Source organism: Azotobacter vinelandii CA (genome assembly GCF_000380335.1).
Lineage (GTDB): Bacteria > Pseudomonadota > Gammaproteobacteria > Pseudomonadales > Pseudomonadaceae > Azotobacter > Azotobacter vinelandii.
This window is the reverse complement of record NC_021149.1, coordinates 3,741,093-3,764,401: the sequence shown is the minus strand read 5'-3', so window position 1 is coordinate 3,764,401 and position 23,309 is coordinate 3,741,093. Positions and strand designations below refer to the sequence as shown.

Sequence of the window (23,309 nt, the reverse complement as noted above, 5' to 3'; positions counted from 1 at the left end):
TGTTTGTTCGGCATGGAAGACATGCTGGGGGAAAGGTAGATACATGGTACAGGTGAGAGCGCAGCAGCCGGTCAACACCGACGGCAGCATCAATCTTGAGGCTTGGCTGGATCATGTCCTGAAGATGGACCCGGCCCTGGAGCGCGAGGCCCTGAAGACGGCCTGCGAGTACGTCCGCGAGGCCGAGCGGCGGGCCCGGCCGGATGCGGAGAGGCCTGCCGTCGGCACGTCCACCTTCCTGGTCGGCCTGGAGATCGCGGAAATTCTCGCCGACCTCAAGCTGGACCAGGATTCCCTGGTCGCCGCCGTGCTCTATCGTGGCGTGCGCCAGAAGCAGATCGCCTTGGACGAGGTGCAGCGGCGTTTCGGCCAGGTGGTCGCCAAGCTGATCGAGGGCGTGCTGCGCATGGCGGCGATCAGCGACAGCCTCAATCCGCGCGAGTCCCTGGTGCTGGATGCCCAGACCCAGGTGGAGAACCTGCGCAAGATGCTGGTGGCGATGGTCGACGACGTGCGTGTCGCCCTGATCAAGCTGGCCGAGCGCACCTGCGCGATCCGCGCGGTCAAGCACGCCGACGAGGAGCGGCGCCAGCGCGTCGCCCGCGAGGTGTCCGCCATCTATGCGCCGCTGGCCCATCGCCTCGGCATCGGTCACATCAAGTGGGAGCTGGAGGATCTGGCCTTCCGCTACCTCGAGCCCGAGCAGTACAAGCAGATCGCCAAGCTGCTCCACGAGCGCCGGCTCGATCGCGAGCAGTTCATCGCCAAGGTCGTCCAGGAGCTCAAGGAGGCGCTGGCCGGCGCCGGCATCAAGGCCGACATCAACGGTCGGGCCAAGCACATCTACTCGATCTGGCGCAAGATGCAGAAGAAGGGTCTGCAGTTCAGCCAGATCTACGACGTTCGCGCCGTGCGCGTGCTGGTTCCGGAAGTGCGCGACTGCTATACCGCCCTCGGCATCGTCCACTCGCTGTGGCGGCACATCCCCAGGGAGTTCGACGACTACATCGCCAATCCCAAGGAAAATGGTTACCGCTCGTTGCACACCGCGGTGATCGGCCCGGACGGCAAGACCCTGGAAGTGCAGATCCGCACCCACGCCATGCACGAGGAGGCCGAGCTGGGCGTCTGCGCCCACTGGCGCTACAAGGGCACCGACCTCAAGTCCACTTCCAGCCATTACGAGGAGAAGATCGCCTGGCTGCGCCAGGTGCTCGAGTGGCATGAGGAACTGGGCGACATCGGCGGCCTGGCCGAGCAGTTGCAGGTCGACATCGAGCCCGACCGGGTCTACGTGTTCACCCCGGACGGCCACGCCATCGACCTGCCCAAGGGCGCCACGCCGCTGGACTTCGCCTACCGGGTACACACCGAGATCGGCCACAACTGCCGCGGCGCCAAGATCGACGGGCGCATAGTGCCGCTCAACTACACCCTGCAGACCGGCGAGCAGGTGGAGATCATCACCGGCAAGAACGGCTCGCCGAGCCGCGACTGGCTGAACTCCAACCTCGGCTACGTCACCACCTCGCGGGCCCGGGCGAAGATCGTCCACTGGTTCAAGCTGCAGGCGCGCGACCAGAACGTCGCCGCCGGCAAGGCGCTGCTCGAGCGCGAACTCGCCCGGCTCGACCTGGCGCCGGTGGATTACGACCGGCTGGCGGAAAAGAGCAACCTGAAGACCGCCGAGGACCTGTTCGCCGCCCTCGGCGCCGGCGACCTGCGTCTGGCCCACGTGGTCGGGCTGGCCCAGCAACTGGTCGAGCCGGAGCGCAGCGCCGGGCAGTTCGAGCTGATTCCGCGCAAGGCCGGCGTTCCGCACAAGCCGGGCAAGCGCGACGATATCCAGATCCAGGGTGTGGGCAACCTGCTGACACAGATGGCCGGCTGCTGCCAGCCGCTGCCCGGCGACCCCATCGTCGGCTACATCACCCAGGGCCGCGGGGTCACCATCCATCGCCAGGACTGCGCCAACGCCCTGCAACTGGCCAGCCGCGAGCCGGAACGGATCATCCAGGTCAGTTGGGGACCGGTGCCGGTGCAGACCTACCCGGTGGATATCTTCATTCGCGCCTACGACCGTTCCGGCCTGTTGCGTGACGTGTCCCAGGTGCTGCTCAACGAGCGGATCAACGTGCTGGCCGCCAACACCCTGTCGAACAAGGAAGACAGCACGGCGCAGATGGTCCTGACCATCGAGATCCCCGGACTGGATGCCCTCGGCCGGCTGCTGGCGCGTATCGCCCAGTTGCCCAACGTGATCGAGGCGCGCCGCCACCGCGCGGTTTCCTGACGCCGCGGGCCCGGGGTCCTTCAAGGGCTTCGGCTGCCGGCCGGCAAGGACTGGGGCGGACTCGTCCGCGACGGGCGTGATCGTAGCCAGAGCGTCGCGAGCAAGCCTTGCCCAGCGGCGCACGGGTCCTATAGTGGGCAATCGTTGCGCGGGACGCTCACCGGATGAGGCGGATTTGTCCGCGACAAAGGACGACCGGAACCAAGGCATCGCGAGCAAGCTTGCTCCTGTCGGGGCGGGCCCAACCCGGCTCCCCCGGCTCTCGGCCAAGGGGATGCGTGCAAGACTTTGGGAGGGGCCTGACTGTTGGCCCGGGTAGACGTACTCCGTAGCATATGAAATAGAATTGTTCGTATTTTGCGGAGTTGAAAGATGACGTGCTTTCCCAATCGCCGCATCCTGGTCATCGAGGACGATCCCCTGCTGGGCGTCCACCTGAACGAGCATCTGGAGCGCCGGGGCTTTGTCGTGACGCTGTGCAGCGACGGCCATGGCGGCCTGGAGCTGGCCAGCGAATGCGACTTCGATCTGATCCTCCTGGACATTCTGCTGCCCGGACTCAACGGTCTCGAGGTGCTGGCCCGGCTGCGCCAGCGGCGGCATGTCCCGGTCATCCTGATCTCCGCGCTGGGCGACGAGCAGGATCGCATCACTGGCTTCAGCCGCGGGGCCGACGACTACCTGCCCAAGCCCTTCGGCATGGGCGAGTTGCAGGTGCGCATCGAGGCGATCCTGCGGCGCGTCGCCTACGAGCGCGGGCAGCCCGTGCATTGGGGCGGCTCTGCACTGCACCTCGACGAGATGCGCTGCGATGTCCGGCATGGCGATGGCTGGGCCGGACTGACGCTGACCGAATACCGTCTGCTGGAAACCTTCGCACGTCATCCGGGCGAGGTGCTGAGCAAGCCGTTTCTGTACCAGCAGGTATTGCGTCGCGGCTATTCCCAGTACGACCGCAGTCTCGACATGCATATCAGCAACATCCGGCGCAAGCTGGCCGGCCTGGGCGTGCAGGGTGTCCGGCTGGAGACGGTATGGGGCAAGGGCTATCTGCTGGAACTGCAGGTGGCTTGAGTGCCGGGCCGTCATTCGCTGTTCTGGCGGCTGGCCGCGCTGCTGGTCGCTTTCTGCCTGCTGGTGATTTTCCTGATCGGCTCCTGGGGCCGCTGGATCGATCAGCAGACCTCCTACCTTTCCGACGAGGCCCGCCAAGTCCTGCGGGGCTATGCCGGTGAAGCCGCCCGCGTGGCCAGGGAAGGGCCCGAGGCCGTGGATGCCTTTCTGCGCGACCTGAGGTCGCGGGAGCCGGGGGCGGCCGATCTGGTGGATGAAAATCTGCAGTCGCTGGGGAGCCGGCCACTGATCGAGAGCCGGCGTTTGACCTTCCTGCGCGGCCTGGAGTGGCCGATGAGCCGGCGCAACCCGGATCTGCCGCTGCTCTCCCTGCCGCTGGCCGACGAGCGCGGCTATCTGGTCATCCAACTGCCCGAGCGCTTTCGTCCCTGGCGTTACCGGGTCCTGTACAAGGCCGCGGTTCAGTACCTGATTCCCGCCGGTCTGGCCCTGCTGTTCTGCATCGGGCTGTACCGGGTGCTGATCGCGCCGTTGGCGCGTCTGCGCGAACTGGCCAACGCCCTGCACGCGGACAATCTGGAAGCGCGCGTGGACCCGGCGGTCGCGCGGCGCAGCGATGAACTGGGGGAGCTCGGGCGCGCCTTCGATCACATGGCCGGGCGCCTGGAGGACTCGCTGGGCCTGCAGCGCCAGTTGCTGCGCGACCTGTCCCACGAGCTGCGCACGCCACTGAGCCGCCTGCAAGTGGCCGGCGAGGCCGGTTTGAACGGTACCGAACTGGAAGAGCGGCTCCTGCGCGAAGTCGGCGTCATGCGAGCCTTGATCGACAGCACCCTGGAGCTGGCCTGGATGGATACCGAACGGCCACAGCCGCCACTGGAGCCGGTGGCGGTGGCTTCGCTGTGGGAGATCCTGCGCGAGGATGCCTGTTTCGAAAGCGGCTGGAACCCCCGGCGGCTTCCCTGCCGTCTGCCGCCGGACTGCCTGGTGTGGGGGCACCTCAACAGCCTGGCGCGAGCACTGGAGAACATTTTACGCAATGCGATCCGCCATTCGCCGGAAGGCGGTTGCGTCTGCCTGGATGGCCGGATCGAGGACGACCATTGGTTGCTGTGGGTCGAGGATCAGGGGCCAGGGGTGCCGGAGAGCGATCTGGAACGCATCTTTCAGCCTTTTACCCGGCTCAATGCCGCGCGGCCGGGAGGGGACGGATTCGGGTTGGGACTGGCGATCGCCCGCCGGCTGGTTTGCCAGCAGGGCGGGCGGTTGTGGGCGGAATACGGCCGGCCGGGACTGCGCATGGTGCTGCGCCTGAAAATGTATACTTCGTAAATGCACTTTACTATTAAATGGGAATTCATATCATCTAGCTCAGTTTATCGTGTGCCGCCATCTCCGGGATCGGAAGGTCCGCTCGGGCCGGGCGTCGGAATCCCGTATTTCGCTGCCTGCGCTCGGGCCGGTTTCGGTCGGGCAGATGGCCGGTTCGTCCACACATAATATTGAGTGAGGTAAGGCATGTATCCGCGTTTCAGGCTTGCGCATCTGCCCCTGGCGTTGCTGGCAGTTTCTTCCCCCTTCCTGGAAGCAGCAGAGGAGACTACTACCGAGGAGGGCGCCGCGGGCGATGGCTCCTATCGGGCGGAGGAGGGCGCCCTCGAACTGGACGACGTGCTGGTCACCGCCGAGCGGGAACTGAAACAGGCTCCCGGCGTTTCCATCATCACCGCCGACGACATCAAGAAGCGCCCGCCGGTCAACGACCTGTCCGACATCATCCGCAAGATGCCCGGCGTCAACCTCACCGGTAACAGCGCCAGCGGCCAGTACGGCAACAACCGGCAGATCGATATCCGCGGCATGGGCCCGGAGAACACCCTGATCCTGATCGACGGCAAGCCGGTGCGCTCGCGCAACTCGGTGCGCATGGGCCGCAGCGGCGAGCGCAACACGCGCGGCGACACCAACTGGGTGCCGGCGGAACTGGTGGAACGCATCGAGGTACTGCGCGGCCCGGCGGCGGCGCGCTACGGCTCGGGGGCCATGGGCGGCGTGGTGAACATCATCACCAAGGCGCCGACCGAGAAGACTCACGGCTCGGTCTCCACCTACTACAACAGCCCGGAAAGCGAATACGAAGGGCTGAGCAAGCGCTACAACTTCAGCCTGACCGGCCCGTTGGTCCAGGGCCTTTCCTACCGCATTCACGGCAACCTCAACAAGACCGAGGCCGACCGTCCCGGCCTGAACTCCGCCTATACGGCCGATGGCGGCATCACCCCGCCAGCCGGCAAGGAAGGGGTGCGCAACCGCGACCTCAACGGCATGCTGCGCTGGGATCTGAACTCGCAGCAGACCATCGAGATCGAGGGCAGCTACAGCCGTCAGGGCAACATCTACGCCGGCGACCGGGCCGTCAGCACCACGGGCTCCGAATTGCTGAACCAGTTGTTCGGCCGGGAAACCAACATCATGTACCGCCGCGCCGGCTCGCTCACCCACCGCGGCAACTGGGACTGGGGTACCTCGCAACTGGTGTTCTCCTACGAGAACACCCGCAACCGGCGCCTCAACGAGGGCCTGGCCGGCAGCAGCGAGGGCAGTATCAACGCTGGCGACATGTCCACCTCCGAATACGACAACTATGCGCTGAGCGGCGAGGTGAACATCCCCTTCAACTTCGGCTTCAGCCAGGTGGCGACCCTGGGCTTCGAGTACACCAAGGAGGTGCTGGACGACCCCTTCTCGATGAGCCAGAGCGCCACCGCGATTCCCGGTACCGCGACTACCGGCCGCGACAGCGAGGCGACCAACGAGAACATCGCCTTCTTCGTCGAAAACAACATCCATCTCACCGACCGCTGGACCCTGACGCCCGGCGTGCGCTTCGACAACCACACCCAGTTCGGCAGCAACTGGAGCCCGAGCCTGAACACCTCCTACCAGTTGACCGACGCCGTCAGCATCAAGGGCGGCCTGTCGCGGGCCTTCAAGGCGCCCAACCTGTACCAGTCGAACAGCAACTACATCTACTACACCATGGGCAACGGCTGCCCGGCCGACTCGCCGAACATGGGCGGCGGCTGCTACGTGCAGGGCAGCGACGACCTTGACGCGGAAAAGAGCTGGAACTTCGAGCTGGGCGTCGCCTACGCCCAGAACGGCTGGAACGCCGGGGTGACCTACTTCCGCAACGAGTACGAAGACAAGATCGTGGCCGGTCTGACCCCCACCTCCATCACTACGGCGGACGGGCAGATCCTCCAGTGGGAGAACGCTTCCAAGGCGGTGGTGGCCGGCTGGGAAGGCACCCTGAACATCCCGCTGATGGGCGTGGACGGCGACGTCCTGAGCTGGAACACCAATTTCACCTACATGATCGAGAACAAGAACAAGAGGACCGGCGAGCCGCTGTCGGTCATTCCCAAGTTCACCATCAACTCGATCCTCGACTGGCAGGCCACCGAGGCGCTCAACCTGAACCTGAGCATGACCCTCTACGGTTACCAGGACCCGCGCAATCTGAGCGGCACCGGGGCCCAGGAAAGCGGCGAGGCCCTCAAGCAGCAGGGCGGCTACACCCTGTGGGCGGTCAACGGCAACTACGAGCTGACCAAGAACTGGAGCTTCGGCGCCGGCATCAACAACCTGCTCGATAAGGAAATCAAGCGCGAGGGCAACGCTTCCGGTAGCGGCGGCGCCTCCACCTACAACGATCCGGGCCGGGCCTACTACGCTTCGGCGAAGTTCACCTTCTGAGCCGCCGCGTCGCCGCAAGATGCCGGCTGCGTACCGATGGCGCAAGGCTGAGCGGCGACGGACTCGGGTCGATGATGCCTTGCCTGGCTTGAGGTTAAGATTCGTAAATAATCTTTACTATTAAATGGGAATATATATCATTTTCCTAAATTTTGTTGTGTGCCGCGATCCTTGGGATCGAAGGTCCCGGTCGGGTTCACGCCGCGGAACTCTCTGTTTCGTCGTGCCCGCTCGTTCCTTCTCTGCCCAGGCGAATGGCCGGTTTGCCCATACAGAAGTGAGGAAAGGTATGTATTCGCGTTTCAGGCTTGCGCATCTGCCCCTGGCATTGCTGGCGGTTTCTTCACCCCTCCTGGCGGAAGCCGCGGAAGAGGTCACTGGCGAGGAGGGGGCCGCGGGCGATGGCTCCTATCGGGCGGAGGAGGGTGCCCTCGAACTGGACGACGTGCTGGTCACCGCGGAACGCGAGCTGAAACAGCAGCCCGGCGTGTCCATCATCACCGCCGACGACATCAAGAAGCGTCCGCCGGTCAACGACCTGTCCGACATCATCCGCAAGATGCCCGGCGTCAACCTCACCGGTAACAGCTCCAGTGGCCAGTACGGCAACAACCGGCAGATCGACATCCGCGGCATGGGCCCGGAGAACACCCTGATCCTGATCGACGGCAAGCCGGTGCGCTCGCGCAACTCGGTGCGCATGGGCCGCAGCGGCGAGCGCAACACGCGCGGCGACACCAACTGGGTGCCGGCGGAACTGGTGGAACGCATCGAGGTGCTGCGCGGCCCGGCGGCGGCGCGCTACGGCTCGGGGGCCATGGGCGGCGTGGTGAACATCATCACCAAGGCGCCGACCGAGAAGACCCACGGCTCGGTCTCCACCTACTACAACAGCCCGGAAAGCGAATACGAGGGGCTGAGCAAGCGCTACAACTTCAGCCTGACCGGCCCGTTGGTCCAGGGCCTGTCCTACCGCATTCACGGCAACGTCAACAAGACCGAGGCCGACGACTTTGGGCTGAACAGTGCCTATGCGACCGGCACCACCCCGCCGGCCGGCAAGGAAGGGGTGCGCAACCGCGACCTGACCGGCATGCTGCGCTGGGACCTGACCCCGCAGCAGACCATCGAGATCGAGGGCAGCTACAGCCGCCAGGGCAACATCTACGCCGGCGACCGCGCCGTCAGCACCACGGGCTCCTCGCTGCTGAACTCGCTGTGGGGCCGGGAAACCAACATCATGTACCGCCGCGCCGGCTCGCTCACCCACCGCGGCAACTGGGACTGGGGTACCTCGCAACTGGTGTTCTCCTACGAGAACACCCGCAACCGGCGCCTCGACGAGGGGCTGGCCGGAGCCACGGAAACCAGCATCGCCGACGCGCTCACCATGTCCACCTCCGAATACGACAACTACGCGCTGAGCGGCGAGGTGAACCTCCCCTTCGACTTCGGCTTCAACCAGGTGGCGACCCTGGGCTTCGAATACACCAAGGAAGTGTTGGACGATCCCTACTCGACGAGCTACACCACCGCCACGGGCGGCACGATTTCAGGGGTGAGCACCGGCAGCCGCGACAGCGAGGCGACCAACGAGAACATCGCCTTCTTCGTCGAGGACAACATCCATCTCACCGACCGCTGGACCCTGACGCCCGGCGTGCGTTTCGACAACCACACCCAGTTCGGCAGCAACTGGAGCCCGAGCCTGAACACCTCCTACCAGTTGACCGACGCCATCAGCCTCAAGGGCGGCCTGTCGCGGGCCTTCAAGGCGCCCAACCTGTACCAGTCGAACAGCAACTACATCTACTACACCATGGGCAACGGTTGCCCGTCCGACTACACCACGCCGAGCAGCGGTTGCTACATACAGGGCAGCGACGACCTGGACGCGGAAAAGAGCTGGAACTTCGAGGCGGGCATCGCCTACGCCGAAAAGGGCTGGAACGCCGGGGTGACCTACTTCCGCAACGAATACGAAGACAAGGTGGTGGCCGGCCTGACTCCCGTAGCCACGAGCAGCAAGGGCGCCTACATCCTGCAGTGGGAGAACGCCTCCAAGGCGGTGGTGGCCGGCTGGGAAGGCACCCTGAACATCCCGCTGATGGGCGAGGAAGGCGACGTCCTGAGCTGGAACACCAACTTCACCTACATGATCGAGAACAAGAACAAGAGGACCGGCGAGCCGCTGTCGGTCATTCCCAAGTTCACCGTCAACTCGATCCTCGACTGGCAGGCCACCCAGGCGCTCAACCTGAACCTGAGCATGACCCTCTACGGCTACCAGGACCCGCGCCAGTTGACCAGCACCGGGGCCGCGGCGAGCGGCAGCGACCTCAAGCAGCAGGGCGGCTACACCCTGTGGGCGATCAACGGCAACTACGAGCTGACCAAGAACTGGAGCTTCGGCGCCGGCATCAACAACCTGTTCGACAAGGAAATCAAGCGCGAGGGCAGCTATTCCTCCAGCAGCAACAGCTCCTCCGGCACCGGCGCCGGGGCCTCCACTTACAACGAACCGGGCCGGGCCTACTACGCTTCGGCGAAATTCACCTTCTGACCACGGGAGTCGAGCTTGAGAGACACCGGCTATGTACTGGATGTGCCCTATCCCCACCATTTCCAGCGGGAGTCGACGCCGCTCTGGCTGTCCTTCGTCGCCTCCGCGCTGGGGATCGCGGCGCCGGATATCTCCGCTCCCTACAGCTGGTGCGAGCTCGGCTGCGGCCAGGGGCTGGGCGCGGCGCTGAACGCCGCGGCCAACCCCCAGGGGCGCTTCGTCGCCGTCGACTTCAACCCGCAACACATCGCCCACGGCCGCGCCCTGGCGCGAGCCGCCGGGCTGGACAACCTCGAATTCGTCGAGGCCGATTTCGCTTCCCTGGCCGGGATGGCCGGGGAGCAGGGGGCGCAGTACGACTTCATCGTCCTCAGCGGCGTCTATTCATGGATCTCCGCGGCCGACCGCGAGGCGGTGCGCCGTTGCGTGCGCCACTGGCTCAAGCCGGGCGGCATCCTCTATCTCGGCTACATGTGCCAGCCCGGCATGGCGTTTCTGTCCGCGATGCAGCGTTTTCTGCGCTGCCGTGGCGACTCCGTGGCGGGCGACTCGGTGGCTCTGCTGCAGGCCGGCCTCGGCTTGCTCGGGCGTATGGAGCAGGGCGGCGCCGGTTTCTTCCGGGAGCATCCGGCGGCGGGACGCTATCTGGCGGCGGGCCGGCGGGAGGACCCGCGGCAACTGGCCCACGAGCTGCTGAACGCGCACTGGGATTCGCTGCACGTGGCCGATGTCATGGCAACGTTGTCCACCTGTGGCTGCGAGTACATCGGCAGCGCCACGCCGCTGGAAAACATCGATGCGCTGTCCCTGCCGGGCAATCTGCTGCCCCTGTTGCAGGAACTGCGCACGCCGGCCGAACGGGAGACCTTCAAGGACCTGGCGCGCAATCAGTCCGAGCGCCGTGATCTCTATCAGAGCGGCGTGCGTCGGCTGGATGAGCAGACGCACCGCCAGGCGCTGTTCGACCAGGTGGTGGCGGCTCTCCCGGGGGCGCCGGAGGGCGGCGGCATCGATTTCGATACCCGCATCGGCCCGGTGCAGGGGCAGGCCGGCCTGTTCGGTCCGCTGCTCGGGGCCCTGGCGGCGGGACCGTGTTCCTTCGCCGAACTGGCTCGCCTGCCGGCGCTGCAGGGACAGACCGGGTTGATCAGTCCGGCCCTGCAGATGCTCGCCTGGGCGGGACACATCCATCCGCTGTTGCCGGGCGAGGTCGCGACCGAGCGTTGCCGGAGCCTGAACCAAGTGCTCTGCGAAAGAGCCTTGCAGGGCACCGCCTACGGCTATCTGGCCGCTCCCAGCCTGGGTTCGGCAGTGGCCGCCGACCGCTTGCAGATGGTGGCCCTGCGGGTTCTGCTGGAGTATCCGGGGATCGCCGGCCGGCTGCTGCGGGAGACGGTCCGGACCCTGCTGGCGAATGCAGGCGGCGCCGGCGAAGCCGACCTGGAGCAGCGCCTGCTGGCCTTCGAGACCGTCGTGTTGCCGCGCTGGCGGCAGATGGGGGTGCTATGAACATGCAAGCGCTGCATGCCGTTCTGCTGGGCGCCATGCTGCTCGCCTTCCCGGCGGAGTGCGCCCTGGCCAGGCCCGAGCTGGACCGTCCGGCCGGGCCGACCGTCGCCGACACCGGCTCCGCCGCGTATCGCTTCGAAAACCTGAATTTCGTTTCCGCCGATGGCGAGCGGCGCTATCGGGTGGTGGTCGCCATTCCCCGACGACCGGCCGCCGCCACAGGCTACCCGGCGGTCTATCTGCTCGACGGCAACGCCGCCCTGGCGGCGCTGGACGAGCCGCTTCTGCAGACACTGGCCGGCGACGACCCGCCAGTGATCGTCGCTCTGGGCTATGAGACGCCGTTGCGTTTCGACGTGCGCTCCCGGGCTTTCGATTACACGCCGCCGCTCGTCGATGGACAGTCTTACGTGGACGAGTTGGCGGGCGACCGCAAGGGTGGGGGAGCCGGCCACTTCCTCGATCTGCTGGAGCAGCAGATCAAGCCGGCGGTCGAGAAGCTCGCCCCGGTCGACCGTGCGCGGCAGACCCTATGGGGACATTCCTACGGCGGGCTGTTCGTGCTGCACGTCCTGGCCACGCGGCCGGAGGCTTTCCAGTCCTACGCATCGGCCGATCCGTCGCTCTGGTGGCGTCGCGGCGAGATGATCGAGCGCCTGCGGGCCGTAGCCGGGAGCTGGTCCAGGAGCGGCTTTCGCCTGCTGGTCATGCGCAGCGGCGAGGACCGCGACGGCGCAGGGCCGGCCGGCGCCAGTCCCGAGGCGATGGCGGCGCGCCGCCAGGCCGTGGCCAGCGTGCCGGAGGACGCGGCCCGGCAACTGGCCCGCGAGCTTTCCGGCTGGCCGGGGCTGAGCGTGCATTACCGCGAATTTCCAACTCTGACCCATGGCGGCCTGCTGCCGGTTTCGCTCAAGCCGGCGCTGCGCCTGTCCATGGGGCATCTCGACGATTGATTAGGGGATAAAACTTGAGCCGTCGATTAACGCTGTCGCCCTCGCGACGGGTATGGCTGGACACGGGCCTCAGGGTCGTGGCGGCCGTCTTCGGGGGGTATGCCTTGACCTATGCCGCTACCGCGGCGCTGGCGCGCCTCCTGCCGCTGGAGCGCTTCGATGCGGCGATGGTCGCGTCCCTGCCATCCTTCGCCTTCTATACGGCCTTCCTGCTCTGGGCTTTCACGGCGCCGCTGCGGCGAGTCTGGCTGGGCATCGCCCTGGCTGTGCCGCTGGCGCTGATCGGCTTCTGGCCGGTCTGGTTCGGAGGGGCCGCCTGATGTCCGCGAACAAGAGTTTCCGCCAGTCCATGACCTGGCTGCACCGCTGGGCGGGACTGCTGCTCGGCTGGCTGCTGTTCGCCATCTTCCTGACCGGCACCCTGACGGTGTTCGACAAGGAGATCAACTGGTGGATGCAGCCGGAGCTGACCAGCCAGGGCGTGGATCAGCACAAGGCCGTGCGCTTCGCCCAGGAGTGGCTGGCGCGCGAGCACGCCGACGCGCCGGTGTGGAGCATCGACCTGCCGACCGAGTGTTCGCCGGTGCTGAAGATTTCCACCGGCGAAGGCCGGCATGCCGAGCGCCAGGTGCTCGATCCCGAGTCCGGTGGCCTGCTGGAGCCGCGCGAGAGCGTGGGCGGCAATTTCTTCTTCCGCTTCCACTACAGCCTCCAGTTGCCGCGTACCTTCGGCGTCTGGGTGGTCGGGGTGGCGGCGATGGCGATGATGGTGGCGCTGGTCACTTCCCTCATCATCCACCGTCACCTGTTCCGCGATTTCTTCGCTTTCCGCCCGACCGGCGGCCGGCGTTCCTGGCTGGACGGCCACAATGCGAGCGGGGTGCTGCTGCTGCCGTTCCACCTGATGATCACTTACACCGGCCTGGTGATCTTCTTCATGATCTACATGCCGGCGGCAGTGGACGCTCTCTACGGCGGCGACCGCATGGCGATGTTCCGCGACGCCTCGCCCAGCGCCCAGGCGGCAGCGGGCGGACCGGGCGGCGGACGGTCTGCCGAGGGTGGAATGGAACGCGGCGGCCGGCCCGCAGAAGGGAGCATGGAGCGCGGTGGCCGGCCTGCGGAAGGCGGCATGGAAGGCGGCCGGGGGCCGCGCGGGGCGGGCCACGAGGCGCCTGCCGCTGCGCTGCTGCCGCTGGATTCCTTCATCGCCCCGGCGGAGGAGCTGTTCGGCAAGGGCATGGTGGCCTCGCTGCGGGTCCGCAATCCGGGCAAGGCCAACGCCCGCGTCGAGGCCGGTCCGTTGCTGGGCTACCGCATCGCGCTGACCAAGGGCGAGTCGGCGGTGTTCGACGGGGTTTCCGGCAAGCGCCTGCAGGCACCCGCCGACAAGCGCGCCACTACCCTGACTCAGCAGGTCATGATCGGGCTGCACTTCGCCCAGTTCGGCGGCTATCCGATGCGCTGGCTGTATTTCCTCTGCAGCGCGGTCAGTTGCGCGATGATCGCCACCGGCCTGGTGCTGTTCGCCAACCGCCAGCGCCTCCAAGTCGCCGAGGCGAACGCCGGGCAACGCTTCCTGCGCGTGGTCGAGACCTTGAACGTCGGCAGCGTGGCCGGTCTGATGCTGGGCTGTATCGCGCTGTTCTGGATCAACCGCCTGCTGCCGGCCGGGCTGGGCGAGCGCAGTGGCTGGGAGATGCGCCTGTTCTTCGCCATCTGGCTGCTGACCTTCGTGCACGCCTGGCTGCGTCCACAGTTGGCGGCTTGGCGCGAGCAGCTCTGGGCGGTCGCCCTGCTGTGCGCGGCACTGCCGCTGCTCGGACTCTTCAGCGGAGCGGCCTTCGACTGGACGCGCCTGTCCCTGGAACTCTGCGCCCTGCTGCTGGGCGTGGTGCTGGGCTGGGTGGCCTGGCGGATCGGTCGGGCCGAAGCCCGCGCCGGAGATTCCCATTCCCTGACTGGAGCCGTGCAATGCTGAGCGGATTCGCTGCGGGCCTGTTGTTCGCCTACTCGGGCATGCTCGGGCTGTGCCTGGGGCTCGAACGTCACTACCGTCAGGTCTGGCAGAAGGCGCCGCCGCCCTGGTTGCCACGCGCCCTGCGCGCCGCCGGCTGGCTGGCGCTGGTGCTGGCCTTCTACGCCTGCGTCACGGCCTGGGGCGCGGCCATGGGGCCGGTCGGCTGGTTCGGCATGATCTCCCTGACCGGCTTCGCCCTGGTGCTGTTGCTGCCTTTCGCGCCGCGTCTGGCGGTCTGGCTGCCGGCCGGAGGCGGGCTGCTCTGGGGCGTGCTCCTGGGCGCCGGGCTCTGACGCGGCGATCCATTCCGAATCCTGTAGCCTCGGGTGGGATCGCGCTATGCTCGCGACTCCCGCTCCAGGACCGAACAGGATAAGCCCATGTATCGACTCGACGACCTGCTGCATCTCATGGCCCGCCTGCGCGATCCGCGGCACGGCTGTCCCTGGGATCTGCAGCAGTCCTACGCGAGCATAGTCCCGCACACCATCGAGGAAGCCTACGAAGTCGCCGACGCCATCGAACGTCGCGATTTCGCCCATCTGCCGGGCGAACTCGGCGACCTGTTGTTCCAGGTGGTCTATTACAGTCAACTGGCCCGGGAGGAAGGACGCTTCGACTTCGCCGCGGTAGTCGACGGCATCACCCGCAAGCTGATCCGCCGGCATCCCCATGTATTTCCCGACGGCGACCTGTACGGTGTGCCGAACCGGCCGAAGCCGGCCGAGGAAGCTATCCGCCAGCGCTGGGAGGACATCAAGGCCGAGGAGCGGGCGGAAAAGGCCGCCGCGCCGGAGCAACTGTCCCTGCTCGACGACGTGCCGCTGGCTCTGCCGGCGCTGTCCCGTTCGGTCAAGCTGCAGAAGCGCGCCGCCCGGGTCGGCTTCGACTGGCCGGAAGCGCTGGTGGTGGTGGACAAGCTGCGCGAGGAGCTGGACGAGCTGCTGGAGGCGATGAGCGGGAGCGATCCGCAGGCCATCGTCGATGAGCTCGGCGATCTGTTGTTCGCCGCGACCAACCTGGCGCGGCATCTAGCGGTAGATCCGGAGGTCGCTTTGCGCGGTGCCAACCATCGGTTCGAGTGGCGTTTCCGCTTCATCGAGCAGGCCCTGCGCGCCAGCGGACGCAGTCCCGAGGGCTGCAGTCTGGATGAGCTGGAGGCACTGTGGGCGGAAGCCAAGCGTGCCGAGCGCGAGGAGCCGGGCCGCGCTTGAATGCGTTGTCCGGAGCCGCCCGCCCATGGCGCCGCCTGGCCATTCCGGGCTTGCACTCCGGGCCTTCAGGCTGGAGGATTGAGTCCCGGTAGCCCGTCCGGCCGCGTTCGACGGAATCCGGGATCGCGTCGGACGGTCCGGCATACAGGCACTGGTCGGCAAGTTGCGGGAAGCGCCAGCCTAGCCATTCCCGAGCCTGTCCTTGGCTGAAGTTCGCCCCTGAAAACGAACGCCCGCAGCGGTGGGCGGTTGGAAGATTTCTTACGATGAGCATGTCATTGCGCGACCAGTTGCTGAAAGCCGGCCTGGTCAACGAGAAGCAGGCCAAGCAGGCCAGCAAGCAGAAACAGAAGCAGGAGCGCCTGGAGCGCAAGGGCCAGATCGAGAAGGACGACTCGCAACGCCAGGTGGCGCTCCAGGCCCAGGCCGAGAAGCTCGCCCGCGACCAGGAGCTGAATCGCCAGCAGCAGGAAAAGGCCGAGCAGAAGGCGCGTGCCGCGCAGATCAAGCAACTGATCGAGGTTTCCCGCCTGCCCAAGCTGAACACCGACGACTACTACAACTTCGTCGACGACAAGAAGGTCAAGCGCCTGCCGGTGAATGCCATGATGCGCGACAAACTCAGTCGTGGCTCGCTGGGCATCGTCCGCCATGGCGGCGGTTACGAGGTGGTACCGCGCGAGGCGGCGCTGAAGATTCAGGAGCGCGATCCGCGCCGTGTGGTGCTGCTCAATACGCAGAGCGAGGCGCCGGACGAGGACGATCCCTACGCGGCCTACAAGATTCCCGACGATCTGATGTGGTAGCTCCACAAAAAAGAGTTTCGTCGTACGCAGTGTATAGAGGCTCGGGAGAGGTACGCGGTGGACGTACCCCCTCTTGAAACGAAACATCGAAACAAGCCGCGCCAGCCGTGAGTTGTTTCGACGCTTCGCTTCGATCCCCTGCCGGTCGTCGCGCAGACCCAAGGCTATTTTGCGAACGGGAATTTCCGGGAAAAATTCCGGGGAATATTCATCGAACGGGGAAACCTCTTCTCTGTGGTCACTACGCCGAGCGAGCATTCACGCCCTGCCGGCGCGGCCGTTGCGGGCTGGTCGGTCAAAGGTACAGTGGCCATATCAGCGGTTGTCAGAGCCCCAGCTCGCTATGCGAGCCGAGGCGAACCAATTGCAGCGTTTCGTCGTTCGGCTTCCGGTACAGCAACACCAGGTCCGTTTTTATGTGGCAGTCGCGATGATCCACCCAGTTGCCCGTCAGGGCATGGTCACGATGCAGGACATCCGGAGGGCGATCCTTCGCCAGCGCCTCGATGACCGGCAGCAGGTCGTCTTCCAACGTCGCCTGGTGCTGCCCCTTCGCTTCGCGCTGCAAGTCGCGCTTGAACTGGCTGGTCTGCTTAATCGTCCGCACGAATCGCCGCCCGCAGCTCGTCCAGGGTCACGGTTTCGAGGTTCCCCTCGCGTGCTGCACGTGCAGCCGCGATGGTTTCCAGGGAGGGCTCCAGCGGCGCGAACGGCAAGCGCCCTTCCTCGGCGACGCGCACCAGCATCAGCTTGATGGCGTCCGACATGGTCAGGCCCATGGATTCGAGCACCACGGTGGCTTCATTCTTGATGCGCTCGTCGATGCGGGCGCGGACGGTCGTTTCGGTGGCCATCTCAGTTCCTCCAGTGGGTTGTGGTTACAGCGTAACCACAATACGATCCGGGTAAAAGTGGTTTGGCGACAATCGGCTTCGCCCAGCCAGACCCGTGCCAAAGTGTGGGCTGGAAGGCATGCCGGCACTACAGGTCGCTTGCCATGCAAAACAAAGCCGGCGCGAGGCCGGCTTCGGTACGGGGCGGGATTGTCTCAGTCGAGCCGACCTTTCACCGGGCGGCCGTCGACCGTTCCCTCCTTGAGCATGATCTGGTATTCCTTGCCGTCCTTCTCCACCTGGTGCAGGCGCACCATCAGGTAGTCCCAGTCCTTGGCGAGCCAGAACACGGTCTTGCGGTTGGTCTGGGTGGGATCGCGCACGCGCTCGACCTTGACCGCCTCGACCAGCCCCACGCGGGTGCGCACGTTCTCGTTGCCCAGCACGCGGAAGTCGTAGGTTTCGATCTCGTCGCCGTCGAGCACCTGGTAGCTCATGCTCTTCTTGCCTTCGGCGACATCCTTCTGCAGCTCCAACTGATAGAGGGACTTGTCCAGCAGGCCGCGGTTGAGCGGCAGCTTCACGGGCTTGTCGCGCTCGCTGCCCTGGACCGTCTTGGCTTGCCAGTCGAAGTCGTGCCGGACCTTCTTGTCCTTGCCCATGCCGCTGCGCTCATAGCGATAGGCGAGCGGCACGAGGCGGCCGTTCTCGACGCTGAAGGTGCTCTGTTCGGTGACGCTGGCGAGCAGCATGCTGGCCTTGAATTCGTAGTCCCAGCGCGTACCGTCCAGCTTCTTCAGCGAGCGTTCGGCGGAGCCGCTGATCGGCATCTGTTTCCAGTCGGCGGTGTAGCTGGCGAAGAAGGGTTTCAGTTCGAAGGCATGGGTGGGCGCCGCGAGCAAGGCAAGGGCGAACAACAGGGCACCACGCATAATGTCTCCTATCCTAGGTTCGAATGAGATGGCCGGTGGCCGGCAGTTTTTCTCCATCCAACAGGGCTCCTTCCGGGGTCAGTCGCAGGCGGCCCTCGGCGAACCAGCGCACGGCCTGCGGGTAGATCCGATGTTCCTGCAAGTACACGCGCAGCGCCAGACTTTCCTCGCTGTCGCCCGGCTGCACCGGGACCACCGCCTGGATGACCAGGGGGCCGCCGTCGAGCTCCTCGGTGACGAAATGCACGCTGCAGCCGTGCTCGTTGTCCCGGGCTTCCAGAACGCGGCGATGGGTGTGCAGGCCCTTGTGGCGGGGCAGCAGGGATGGGTGGATGTTCAGCAGGCGACCTTCGTAGTGGCGGACGAAGGCGGGGGTGAGGATGCGCATGAAGCCGGCGAGGATCACCAGGTGGGGCTGGAAGACGTCGATCGCTTCCATCAGCGCGCCATCGAAGGCCTCGCGGCCCTCGTAGGTCCGGTGGTCGAGCACCTGGGTGGCGATGCCGGCGTTCTTCGCCCGGGTCAGGCCGTAGGCGTCGGCGCGGTTGGAGATCACCGCGCGGATTCGCAACGGGTTGCCGCCGCCCTGGCTGTCGATCAGCGCCTGCAGGTTGCTGCCGGAGCCGGAAACCAGCACCACCGCATTGCAGGAGTCGGCCATCAGTGCGCCTTCAGGTTGTGCAACTGGACGCGCTCGGCGCCGTCGCCGGCGGCGATGTCGCCGATCAGCCAGGGCTGCTCGCCTGCCGCGCGCAGCACGGCGAGGGCCTGCTCGACCTTGTCCCGAGCGACGCAGACGACCATGCCGACGCCGCAGTTGAGCACACGGTGCATTTCGCGCTCGTCGACGTTGCCTTTTTCCTGCAGCCAGTCGAACACCGCCGGGCGGGTCCAACTGGCCACGTCGATCACCGCCCGGGTGCCCTGCGGCAGCACGCGCGGGATATTCTCGGTGAGGCCGCCACCGGTGATGTGGGCCATGGCCTTGACCGCGCCGGTTTCCCGGATGAGCTTGAGCAGCGGCTTGACGTAGATGCGCGTCGGCGCCATCAGCAGGTCGGCCAGCGGCTTGCCGTCCAGGGTGGCGCCGGCCACGTCGGTGCCGCTCAGCTCGAGGATCTTGCGGATCAGCGAGTAGCCGTTGGAGTGCGGGCCGGAGGAGGGCAGGGCGATCAGCGCGTCGCCGGCGGCGACCTTCGCGCCGTCGATGATTTCGCTCTTCTCCACCACGCCAACGCAGAAGCCGGCCAGGTCGTAGTCCTCGCCCTCGTACATGCCGGGCATCTCGGCTGTCTCGCCACCGACCAGCGCGCAGCCGGCCATCTCGCAGCCCTCGCCGATGCCGGCGACCACGCGGGCGGCGACGTCGACGTTGAGCTTGCCGGTGGCGTAGTAGTCGAGGAAGAACAGCGGTTCGGCGCCGCATACCACCAGATCGTTGACGCACATGGCCACCAGGTCGATGCCGATGCTGTCGTGCTTGCCGAGGTTCATCGCCAGGCGCAGCTTGGTGCCGACACCGTCGGTACCGGAAACCAGTACCGGTTGCCTGTAGCCGGCCGGGATTTCGCACAGGGCGCCGAAGCCGCCCAGGCCACCCATCACTTCGGGGCGCGCGGTGCGCCTGGCGACGCCCTTGATGCGTTCGACCAGCGCTTCACCTGCGTCGATGTCGACACCGGCGTCCTTGTAGCTCAGGGAGGGTTGCTTGCTCATGGATCAGGCCTTCAGGAGGTTCGGGATTCGACCGGGGCGAGGGCCGGTCTGCAGGACAGACGATTCTAACAGGCTTGTCCGGCAGCGACCACCGAGCGCCCTGGAGGCGGCCATGGCTCCCGGCATGCGCCCAGCGTGCCGGTGCTCGCGGTTGCCGGGGCGTCGGCGGCTGTTTAAGGTATAACCCCCTTTCGTCGCCCTGCGCCGCCACGTCGAGATTTCCGTCATGCGCCCGATCGTCCGTCCGCTCCTGCTTTGCCTGTCGCTGTTCAGCCTGCCTGCTCTCGCCGAGCAGCTCTCCGGCCTTTATCAGGTCCGCGAGCCGGTTGCCAGCCGGCAGCCGGCGGCACGCGACCAGGCTCTGCAGCGAGCCCTCGACGTCCTGCTGGTGCGCCTGACCGGCAAACCCGAGGCAGTGCAGAATCCGGCGCTGGCGGCCGCGCGCCAGGACCCGCAGCAACTGATCCTCAAATATGGCTATGAAGGCCAGACGCTGGTGGTCGATTTCGATCCGGCCTCCACTCGTGGGCAACTGCGCCAGGCCGGGTTGCCCCTGTGGGGGGCCGACCGACCCAGCCTGCTGGTCTGGTGGCTGAACGAGGACGGTGGCACCGCTCAATTGGTCGGCGACGGTCAGGACAGCGCCCAGCCGTTGCGCACGGCCGCCCAGTACCGTGGTCTGCCGCTGCGCCTGCCGATGGCCGACCTCGACGAGCAACTGGTCGCTACCCCGGAGAATCTGGCCAGCGGCACGGGGCTGCAAGGCGTGTCCGGGCGCTACGGGGCCAATGCCATGCTCACCGTGCGTGCCCGTCAGGAGGGTGGCAAGTGGCTGGCCCAGTGGCGTCTGGCGGCCGACGGCGGCCAGTCGGAGGGCAGCACCGAGGCGCCGGACGCCGCTACCCTGGCCGATGCCGTGATGCTGGCGGCCAGCGGGCGAATGGCCGAGCGTTTCATGGGCAGGCAGGAGGCGACCGAGCGCCTGGTCCTGCAGGTCGCGGGCGCGGATCTGGCCCGCTTCGCCGAACTGGAACGCGTTCTGGAGCCTTTCGACGCCCGCCTGCGCCGGGTCGAGGGCGACCAACTGGTCTACCAGCTCGAGTCCACGGTCGTTCGGGTACGTTCCCAGATGGCCTTGATCGGTCTGCGCGAGGCAGGCGCTGCCAGTCAGGCAACCGGTCAGGCGCCGATGGTACGAGCGCGCGAAACCACGCTGAGTTTCCGCTGGTGACCCCGGCCTGGGTCTGACGGGACGGAACAGCGGCCGGAGCCGTCCATGCATCGCTTGCCCAACCTGCTGACCCTGCTGCGCTTTCTGCTGGTGCCGCCGGTCGCCTGGTCGATCCTCGCCGGGGCTTACGGCGAGGCCTTGCTGCTGTTCGTCCTGGCCGGCTCCAGCGATGCGCTGGACGGTTTTCTCGCCCGCCGTTTCGGCTGGGGCAGCAGGCTCGGAGCCCTGCTCGATCCGCTGGCGGACAAGCTGCTGCTGGTTTCCGGCTTCGTCTGCCTGAGTCTGGCCGGGCTCATTCCCGGCTGGCTGGTGCTGGTGGTGCTGGCGAGGGATGTGCTGATCGTCGCCGGGGCTCTCTGTTATCGTTGGCGGGTCGGTCGCCTGGAGATCAGTCCGAGCCGCCTGGGCAAGCTGTCCACTTTTTTGCAGAGCGTTCTGGTAAGCGCCGTGCTGTTGCAGGCCAGCCTGATGCCGGCCGCCACTGCGTTGCTCCCGCCGCTGATCGCGCTGGTAGTGCTGGGCAGCCTGGCCAGCGCTGTCGGCTATGTGCGCGAGTGGACCGACAAATATCGCAGGCACAAGGATTTCAGATGACCGATTCGAATCGCTGGCTCTGGCTGGCCGGGGTGTTCTTCTCCGGTTGGCTGGTCTATCTGCTGATGCCGATTCTCTCCCCCTTCCTGATCGGCATATTGCTGGCTTACCTGGGCGATCCCCTGGTGGACCGCCTGGAGGCGCGCGGACTGTCGCGGACCTGGGGGGTGATCGCGGTATTCGCCCTGTTCGGTCTGCTTCTGGTTCTGGCTCTGCTGTTTCTGTTGCCGTCGCTGGGGCGGCAGTTGGTGCATCTCTACGAACTGGCGCCGCAGATGCTCGACTGGTTGCAGCAGGTGGTACTGCCCTGGGTCCAGGTGAAGCTGGGGCTGGCCAAGGGCTTCTGGCATCTGGAACAGCTCAAGTCGATGTTCGTCGGGCAACTGGACAAGACCACCAACGTCCTCACCCAGTTGCTCAGTCAGGCCACCGCCTCCGGCCTGGCCCTGCTCGCCTGGCTGGGCAACCTGCTGCTGGTGCCGGTGGTGAGTTTCTATCTGCTGCGCGACTGGGACATCCTGGTGGCCAAGTTGCGAACCTTGCTGCCGCGGCGACGGGAGGGCGTGGTGGTGGGGCTGGTCGGCGAGTGTCACGAGGTGCTCGGCGCCTTCCTGCGCGGGCAGATGCTGGTGATGCTGGCGCTCGGCGTCGTCTATGCGCTGGGCTTGATGCTGGTCGGCATCGACCTCGGGCTGCTGATCGGCCTGCTCGCCGGGCTGGCGAGCATAGTGCCCTACATGGGCTTCGTGGTCGGCATCGGCGCCGCCCTCGTCGCCGCGCTGTTCCAGTTCGGCGGCGATCCCTATCCGCTGATCGGCGTGGTGGCGGTGTTCAGCGTCGGCCAGTTGCTCGAAGGCATGCTGCTGACCCCGCTGCTGGTCGGCGACCGGATCGGTCTGCATCCGGTGGCGGTGATCTTCGCCGTCCTCGCCGGCGGCCAGTTGTTCGGCTTCACCGGTGTACTGCTGGCCTTGCCGGTCGCCGCGGTGATCATGGTCCTGCTGCGTCACGTCCACGATCTGTATAAACTTTCCGATCTTTACGGAGAGTCCGGTCAAGGAGACTCCAGCGGCGGCTCCGTGGAGCCGCCCGGGCCGACATGAAGCCGATCCAGTTGCCCCTCGGGGTGCGTCTGCGCGACGACGCCACCTTCGCCAACTTCTATCCCGGCGCCAACGCGGCGGCGCTCGGCTATGCCGAGCGACTCTGCGAGCCCGATGCCGGCTGGACCGAGAGCCTGATCTACCTGTGGGGGGCCGAGGGCGTCGGGCGCAGTCATCTGCTGCAGGCCGCCTGCATCCGCTTCGAGCAGCGCCGCGAGCTGGCGATCTACCTGCCGCTGGCCGAGGTGGCGGACTACGGTCCGGTGCTGCTGGACAACCTGGAGCAGAGCGAACTGGTTTGCCTGGACGACCTGGAGGCGATCGCCGGGCGGGCCGACTGGGAAGAGGCGCTGTTCCACCTGTTCAACCGCCTGCGCGACTGCGGCCGGCGCTTGCTGCTGTCCGCTTCGGTGCCGCCGCGCGAACTGTCGATCGAGCTGCCGGACCTGAAGTCGCGCCTGACCCTGGCGCTGGTCTTCCAGCTCCAGGGGCTGTCCGACGAAGATAAGTTGCGCGCCCTGCAACTGCGCGCCTCGCGTCGCGGCCTGCACCTCACCGACGAGGTCGGGCGCTTCATCCTCACCCGCGGTTCGCGCAGCATGGCAGCGCTGTTCGATCTGCTCGACAAGCTGGACCAGGCTTCGCTGCAGGCCCAGCGCCGCTTGACCATCCCCTTCCTCAAGGAAACCCTGGGCTGGTAGAGCCCGAG

21 protein-coding genes are annotated in these 23,309 nt (G+C 66.4%); 16 read left to right on the top strand and 5 right to left on the bottom strand.

The genetic code is table 11. From position 1 onward, the window contains the following. Positions 1-43: 43 nt before the first annotated feature. From relA to AVCA_RS16815, 12 genes are all read left to right on the top strand, one after another. Positions 44-2,293 (top strand): GTP diphosphokinase, encoded by a 2,250-nt coding sequence (relA, locus tag AVCA_RS16870; protein WP_012702227.1) that lies wholly within the window; start codon positions 44-46, stop codon positions 2,291-2,293. Positions 2,294-2,665: 372 nt separating this feature from the next. Continuing rightward, a complete protein-coding gene (locus AVCA_RS16865) occupies positions 2,666-3,367 on the top strand; it encodes a response regulator transcription factor (RefSeq protein WP_012702226.1) in 702 nt (233 codons plus the stop codon). Then, positions 3,368-4,699, top strand: a complete 1,332-nt coding sequence (locus tag AVCA_RS16860) for a sensor histidine kinase (RefSeq protein ID WP_012702225.1) — start codon at positions 3,368-3,370, stop codon at positions 4,697-4,699. Between the two features lie 186 nt (positions 4,700-4,885). After that, a complete protein-coding gene (locus AVCA_RS16855) occupies positions 4,886-7,126 on the top strand; it encodes a TonB-dependent siderophore receptor (protein WP_012702223.1) in 2,241 nt (746 codons plus the stop codon). 289 nt (positions 7,127-7,415) lie between these two features. After that, on the top strand, positions 7,416-9,689 hold the full coding sequence (locus AVCA_RS16850) for a FepA family TonB-dependent siderophore receptor (protein WP_012702222.1): 2,274 nt from the start codon (positions 7,416-7,418) through the stop codon (positions 9,687-9,689). A gap of 15 nt (positions 9,690-9,704) precedes the next feature. Further along, entirely contained in the window at positions 9,705-11,198 is a 1,494-nt protein-coding gene (locus tag AVCA_RS16845; protein ID WP_236616224.1) for a class I SAM-dependent methyltransferase, read from the top strand. Further along, positions 11,195-12,151, top strand: coding sequence for an alpha/beta hydrolase (locus AVCA_RS16840; RefSeq protein WP_012702220.1), 957 nt, complete (start codon positions 11,195-11,197; stop codon positions 12,149-12,151). The genes AVCA_RS16845 and AVCA_RS16840 overlap by 4 nt, the downstream gene beginning before the upstream one ends. Before the next feature lie 14 nt (positions 12,152-12,165). Further along, positions 12,166-12,471, top strand: a complete 306-nt coding sequence (locus tag AVCA_RS16835) for a hypothetical protein (protein WP_373878263.1) — start codon at positions 12,166-12,168, stop codon at positions 12,469-12,471. Beyond that, positions 12,471-14,132 (top strand): PepSY-associated TM helix domain-containing protein, encoded by a 1,662-nt coding sequence (locus tag AVCA_RS16830; RefSeq protein ID WP_012702218.1) that lies wholly within the window; start codon positions 12,471-12,473, stop codon positions 14,130-14,132. The genes AVCA_RS16835 and AVCA_RS16830 overlap by 1 nt, the downstream gene beginning before the upstream one ends. Then, a complete protein-coding gene (locus tag AVCA_RS16825) occupies positions 14,126-14,464 on the top strand; it encodes a DUF3325 domain-containing protein (protein ID WP_012702217.1) in 339 nt (112 codons plus the stop codon). Before AVCA_RS16830 ends, AVCA_RS16825 begins: the two co-directional genes overlap by 7 nt. An 87-nt stretch (positions 14,465-14,551) precedes the next feature. Then, positions 14,552-15,385, top strand: a complete 834-nt coding sequence (gene mazG, locus AVCA_RS16820) for a nucleoside triphosphate pyrophosphohydrolase (RefSeq protein WP_012702216.1) — start codon at positions 14,552-14,554, stop codon at positions 15,383-15,385. 266 nt (positions 15,386-15,651) lie between these two features. Beyond that, a complete protein-coding gene (locus AVCA_RS16815; protein WP_012702215.1) occupies positions 15,652-16,191 on the top strand; it encodes a DUF2058 domain-containing protein in 540 nt (179 codons plus the stop codon). A 325-nt stretch (positions 16,192-16,516) separates the two neighbouring features. On the opposite strand, the gene AVCA_RS16810 is transcribed toward AVCA_RS16815, so the two are convergent. The 5 genes from AVCA_RS16810 to purM all read right to left on the bottom strand — a co-directional run bounded on the left by AVCA_RS16810 (position 16,517) and on the right by purM (position 19,672). Then, on the bottom strand, positions 16,517-16,798 hold the full coding sequence (locus tag AVCA_RS16810) for a type II toxin-antitoxin system RelE/ParE family toxin (protein WP_012702214.1): 282 nt from the start codon (positions 16,796-16,798) through the stop codon (positions 16,517-16,519). Further along, on the bottom strand, positions 16,785-17,045 hold the full coding sequence (locus tag AVCA_RS16805; protein ID WP_012702213.1) for a type II toxin-antitoxin system RelB/DinJ family antitoxin: 261 nt from the start codon (positions 17,043-17,045) through the stop codon (positions 16,785-16,787). The genes AVCA_RS16810 and AVCA_RS16805 overlap by 14 nt, the downstream gene beginning before the upstream one ends. A 194-nt stretch (positions 17,046-17,239) precedes the next feature. After that, a complete protein-coding gene (locus AVCA_RS16800) occupies positions 17,240-17,956 on the bottom strand; it encodes a DUF3108 domain-containing protein (protein ID WP_012702212.1) in 717 nt (238 codons plus the stop codon). A gap of 13 nt (positions 17,957-17,969) precedes the next feature. Beyond that, a complete protein-coding gene (purN, locus tag AVCA_RS16795; RefSeq protein WP_012702211.1) occupies positions 17,970-18,617 on the bottom strand; it encodes a phosphoribosylglycinamide formyltransferase in 648 nt (215 codons plus the stop codon). Then, the gene (gene purM / locus AVCA_RS16790) at positions 18,617-19,672 is read right to left on the bottom strand and encodes a phosphoribosylformylglycinamidine cyclo-ligase (protein ID WP_012702210.1); all 1,056 of its coding nucleotides are present in this window, start codon (positions 19,670-19,672) and stop codon (positions 18,617-18,619) included. Before purM ends, purN begins: the two co-directional genes overlap by 1 nt. 226 nt (positions 19,673-19,898) lie before the next feature. On the opposite strand from purM, the gene AVCA_RS16785 reads away from it, so the two are divergent. Genes AVCA_RS16785 through hda form a run of 4 tightly spaced genes read left to right on the top strand, consistent with a single transcriptional unit; the run spans position 19,899 to position 23,301 of the window. Continuing rightward, positions 19,899-20,903, top strand: a complete 1,005-nt coding sequence (locus AVCA_RS16785; RefSeq protein ID WP_012702209.1) for a DUF2066 domain-containing protein — start codon at positions 19,899-19,901, stop codon at positions 20,901-20,903. Positions 20,904-20,948: 45 nt separating this feature from the next. Then, positions 20,949-21,497, top strand: a complete 549-nt coding sequence (locus AVCA_RS16780) for a CDP-alcohol phosphatidyltransferase family protein (RefSeq protein WP_012702208.1) — start codon at positions 20,949-20,951, stop codon at positions 21,495-21,497. Further along, positions 21,494-22,600 carry an AI-2E family transporter gene (locus tag AVCA_RS16775; RefSeq protein ID WP_012702207.1) on the top strand — a complete coding sequence of 369 codons (1,107 nt, stop codon included), beginning with the start codon at positions 21,494-21,496 and terminating at the stop codon, positions 22,598-22,600. Before AVCA_RS16780 ends, AVCA_RS16775 begins: the two co-directional genes overlap by 4 nt. Continuing rightward, a complete protein-coding gene (gene hda / locus AVCA_RS16770) occupies positions 22,597-23,301 on the top strand; it encodes a DnaA regulatory inactivator Hda (RefSeq protein WP_012702206.1) in 705 nt (234 codons plus the stop codon). Before AVCA_RS16775 ends, hda begins: the two co-directional genes overlap by 4 nt. Positions 23,302-23,309 lie beyond the last annotated feature (8 nt).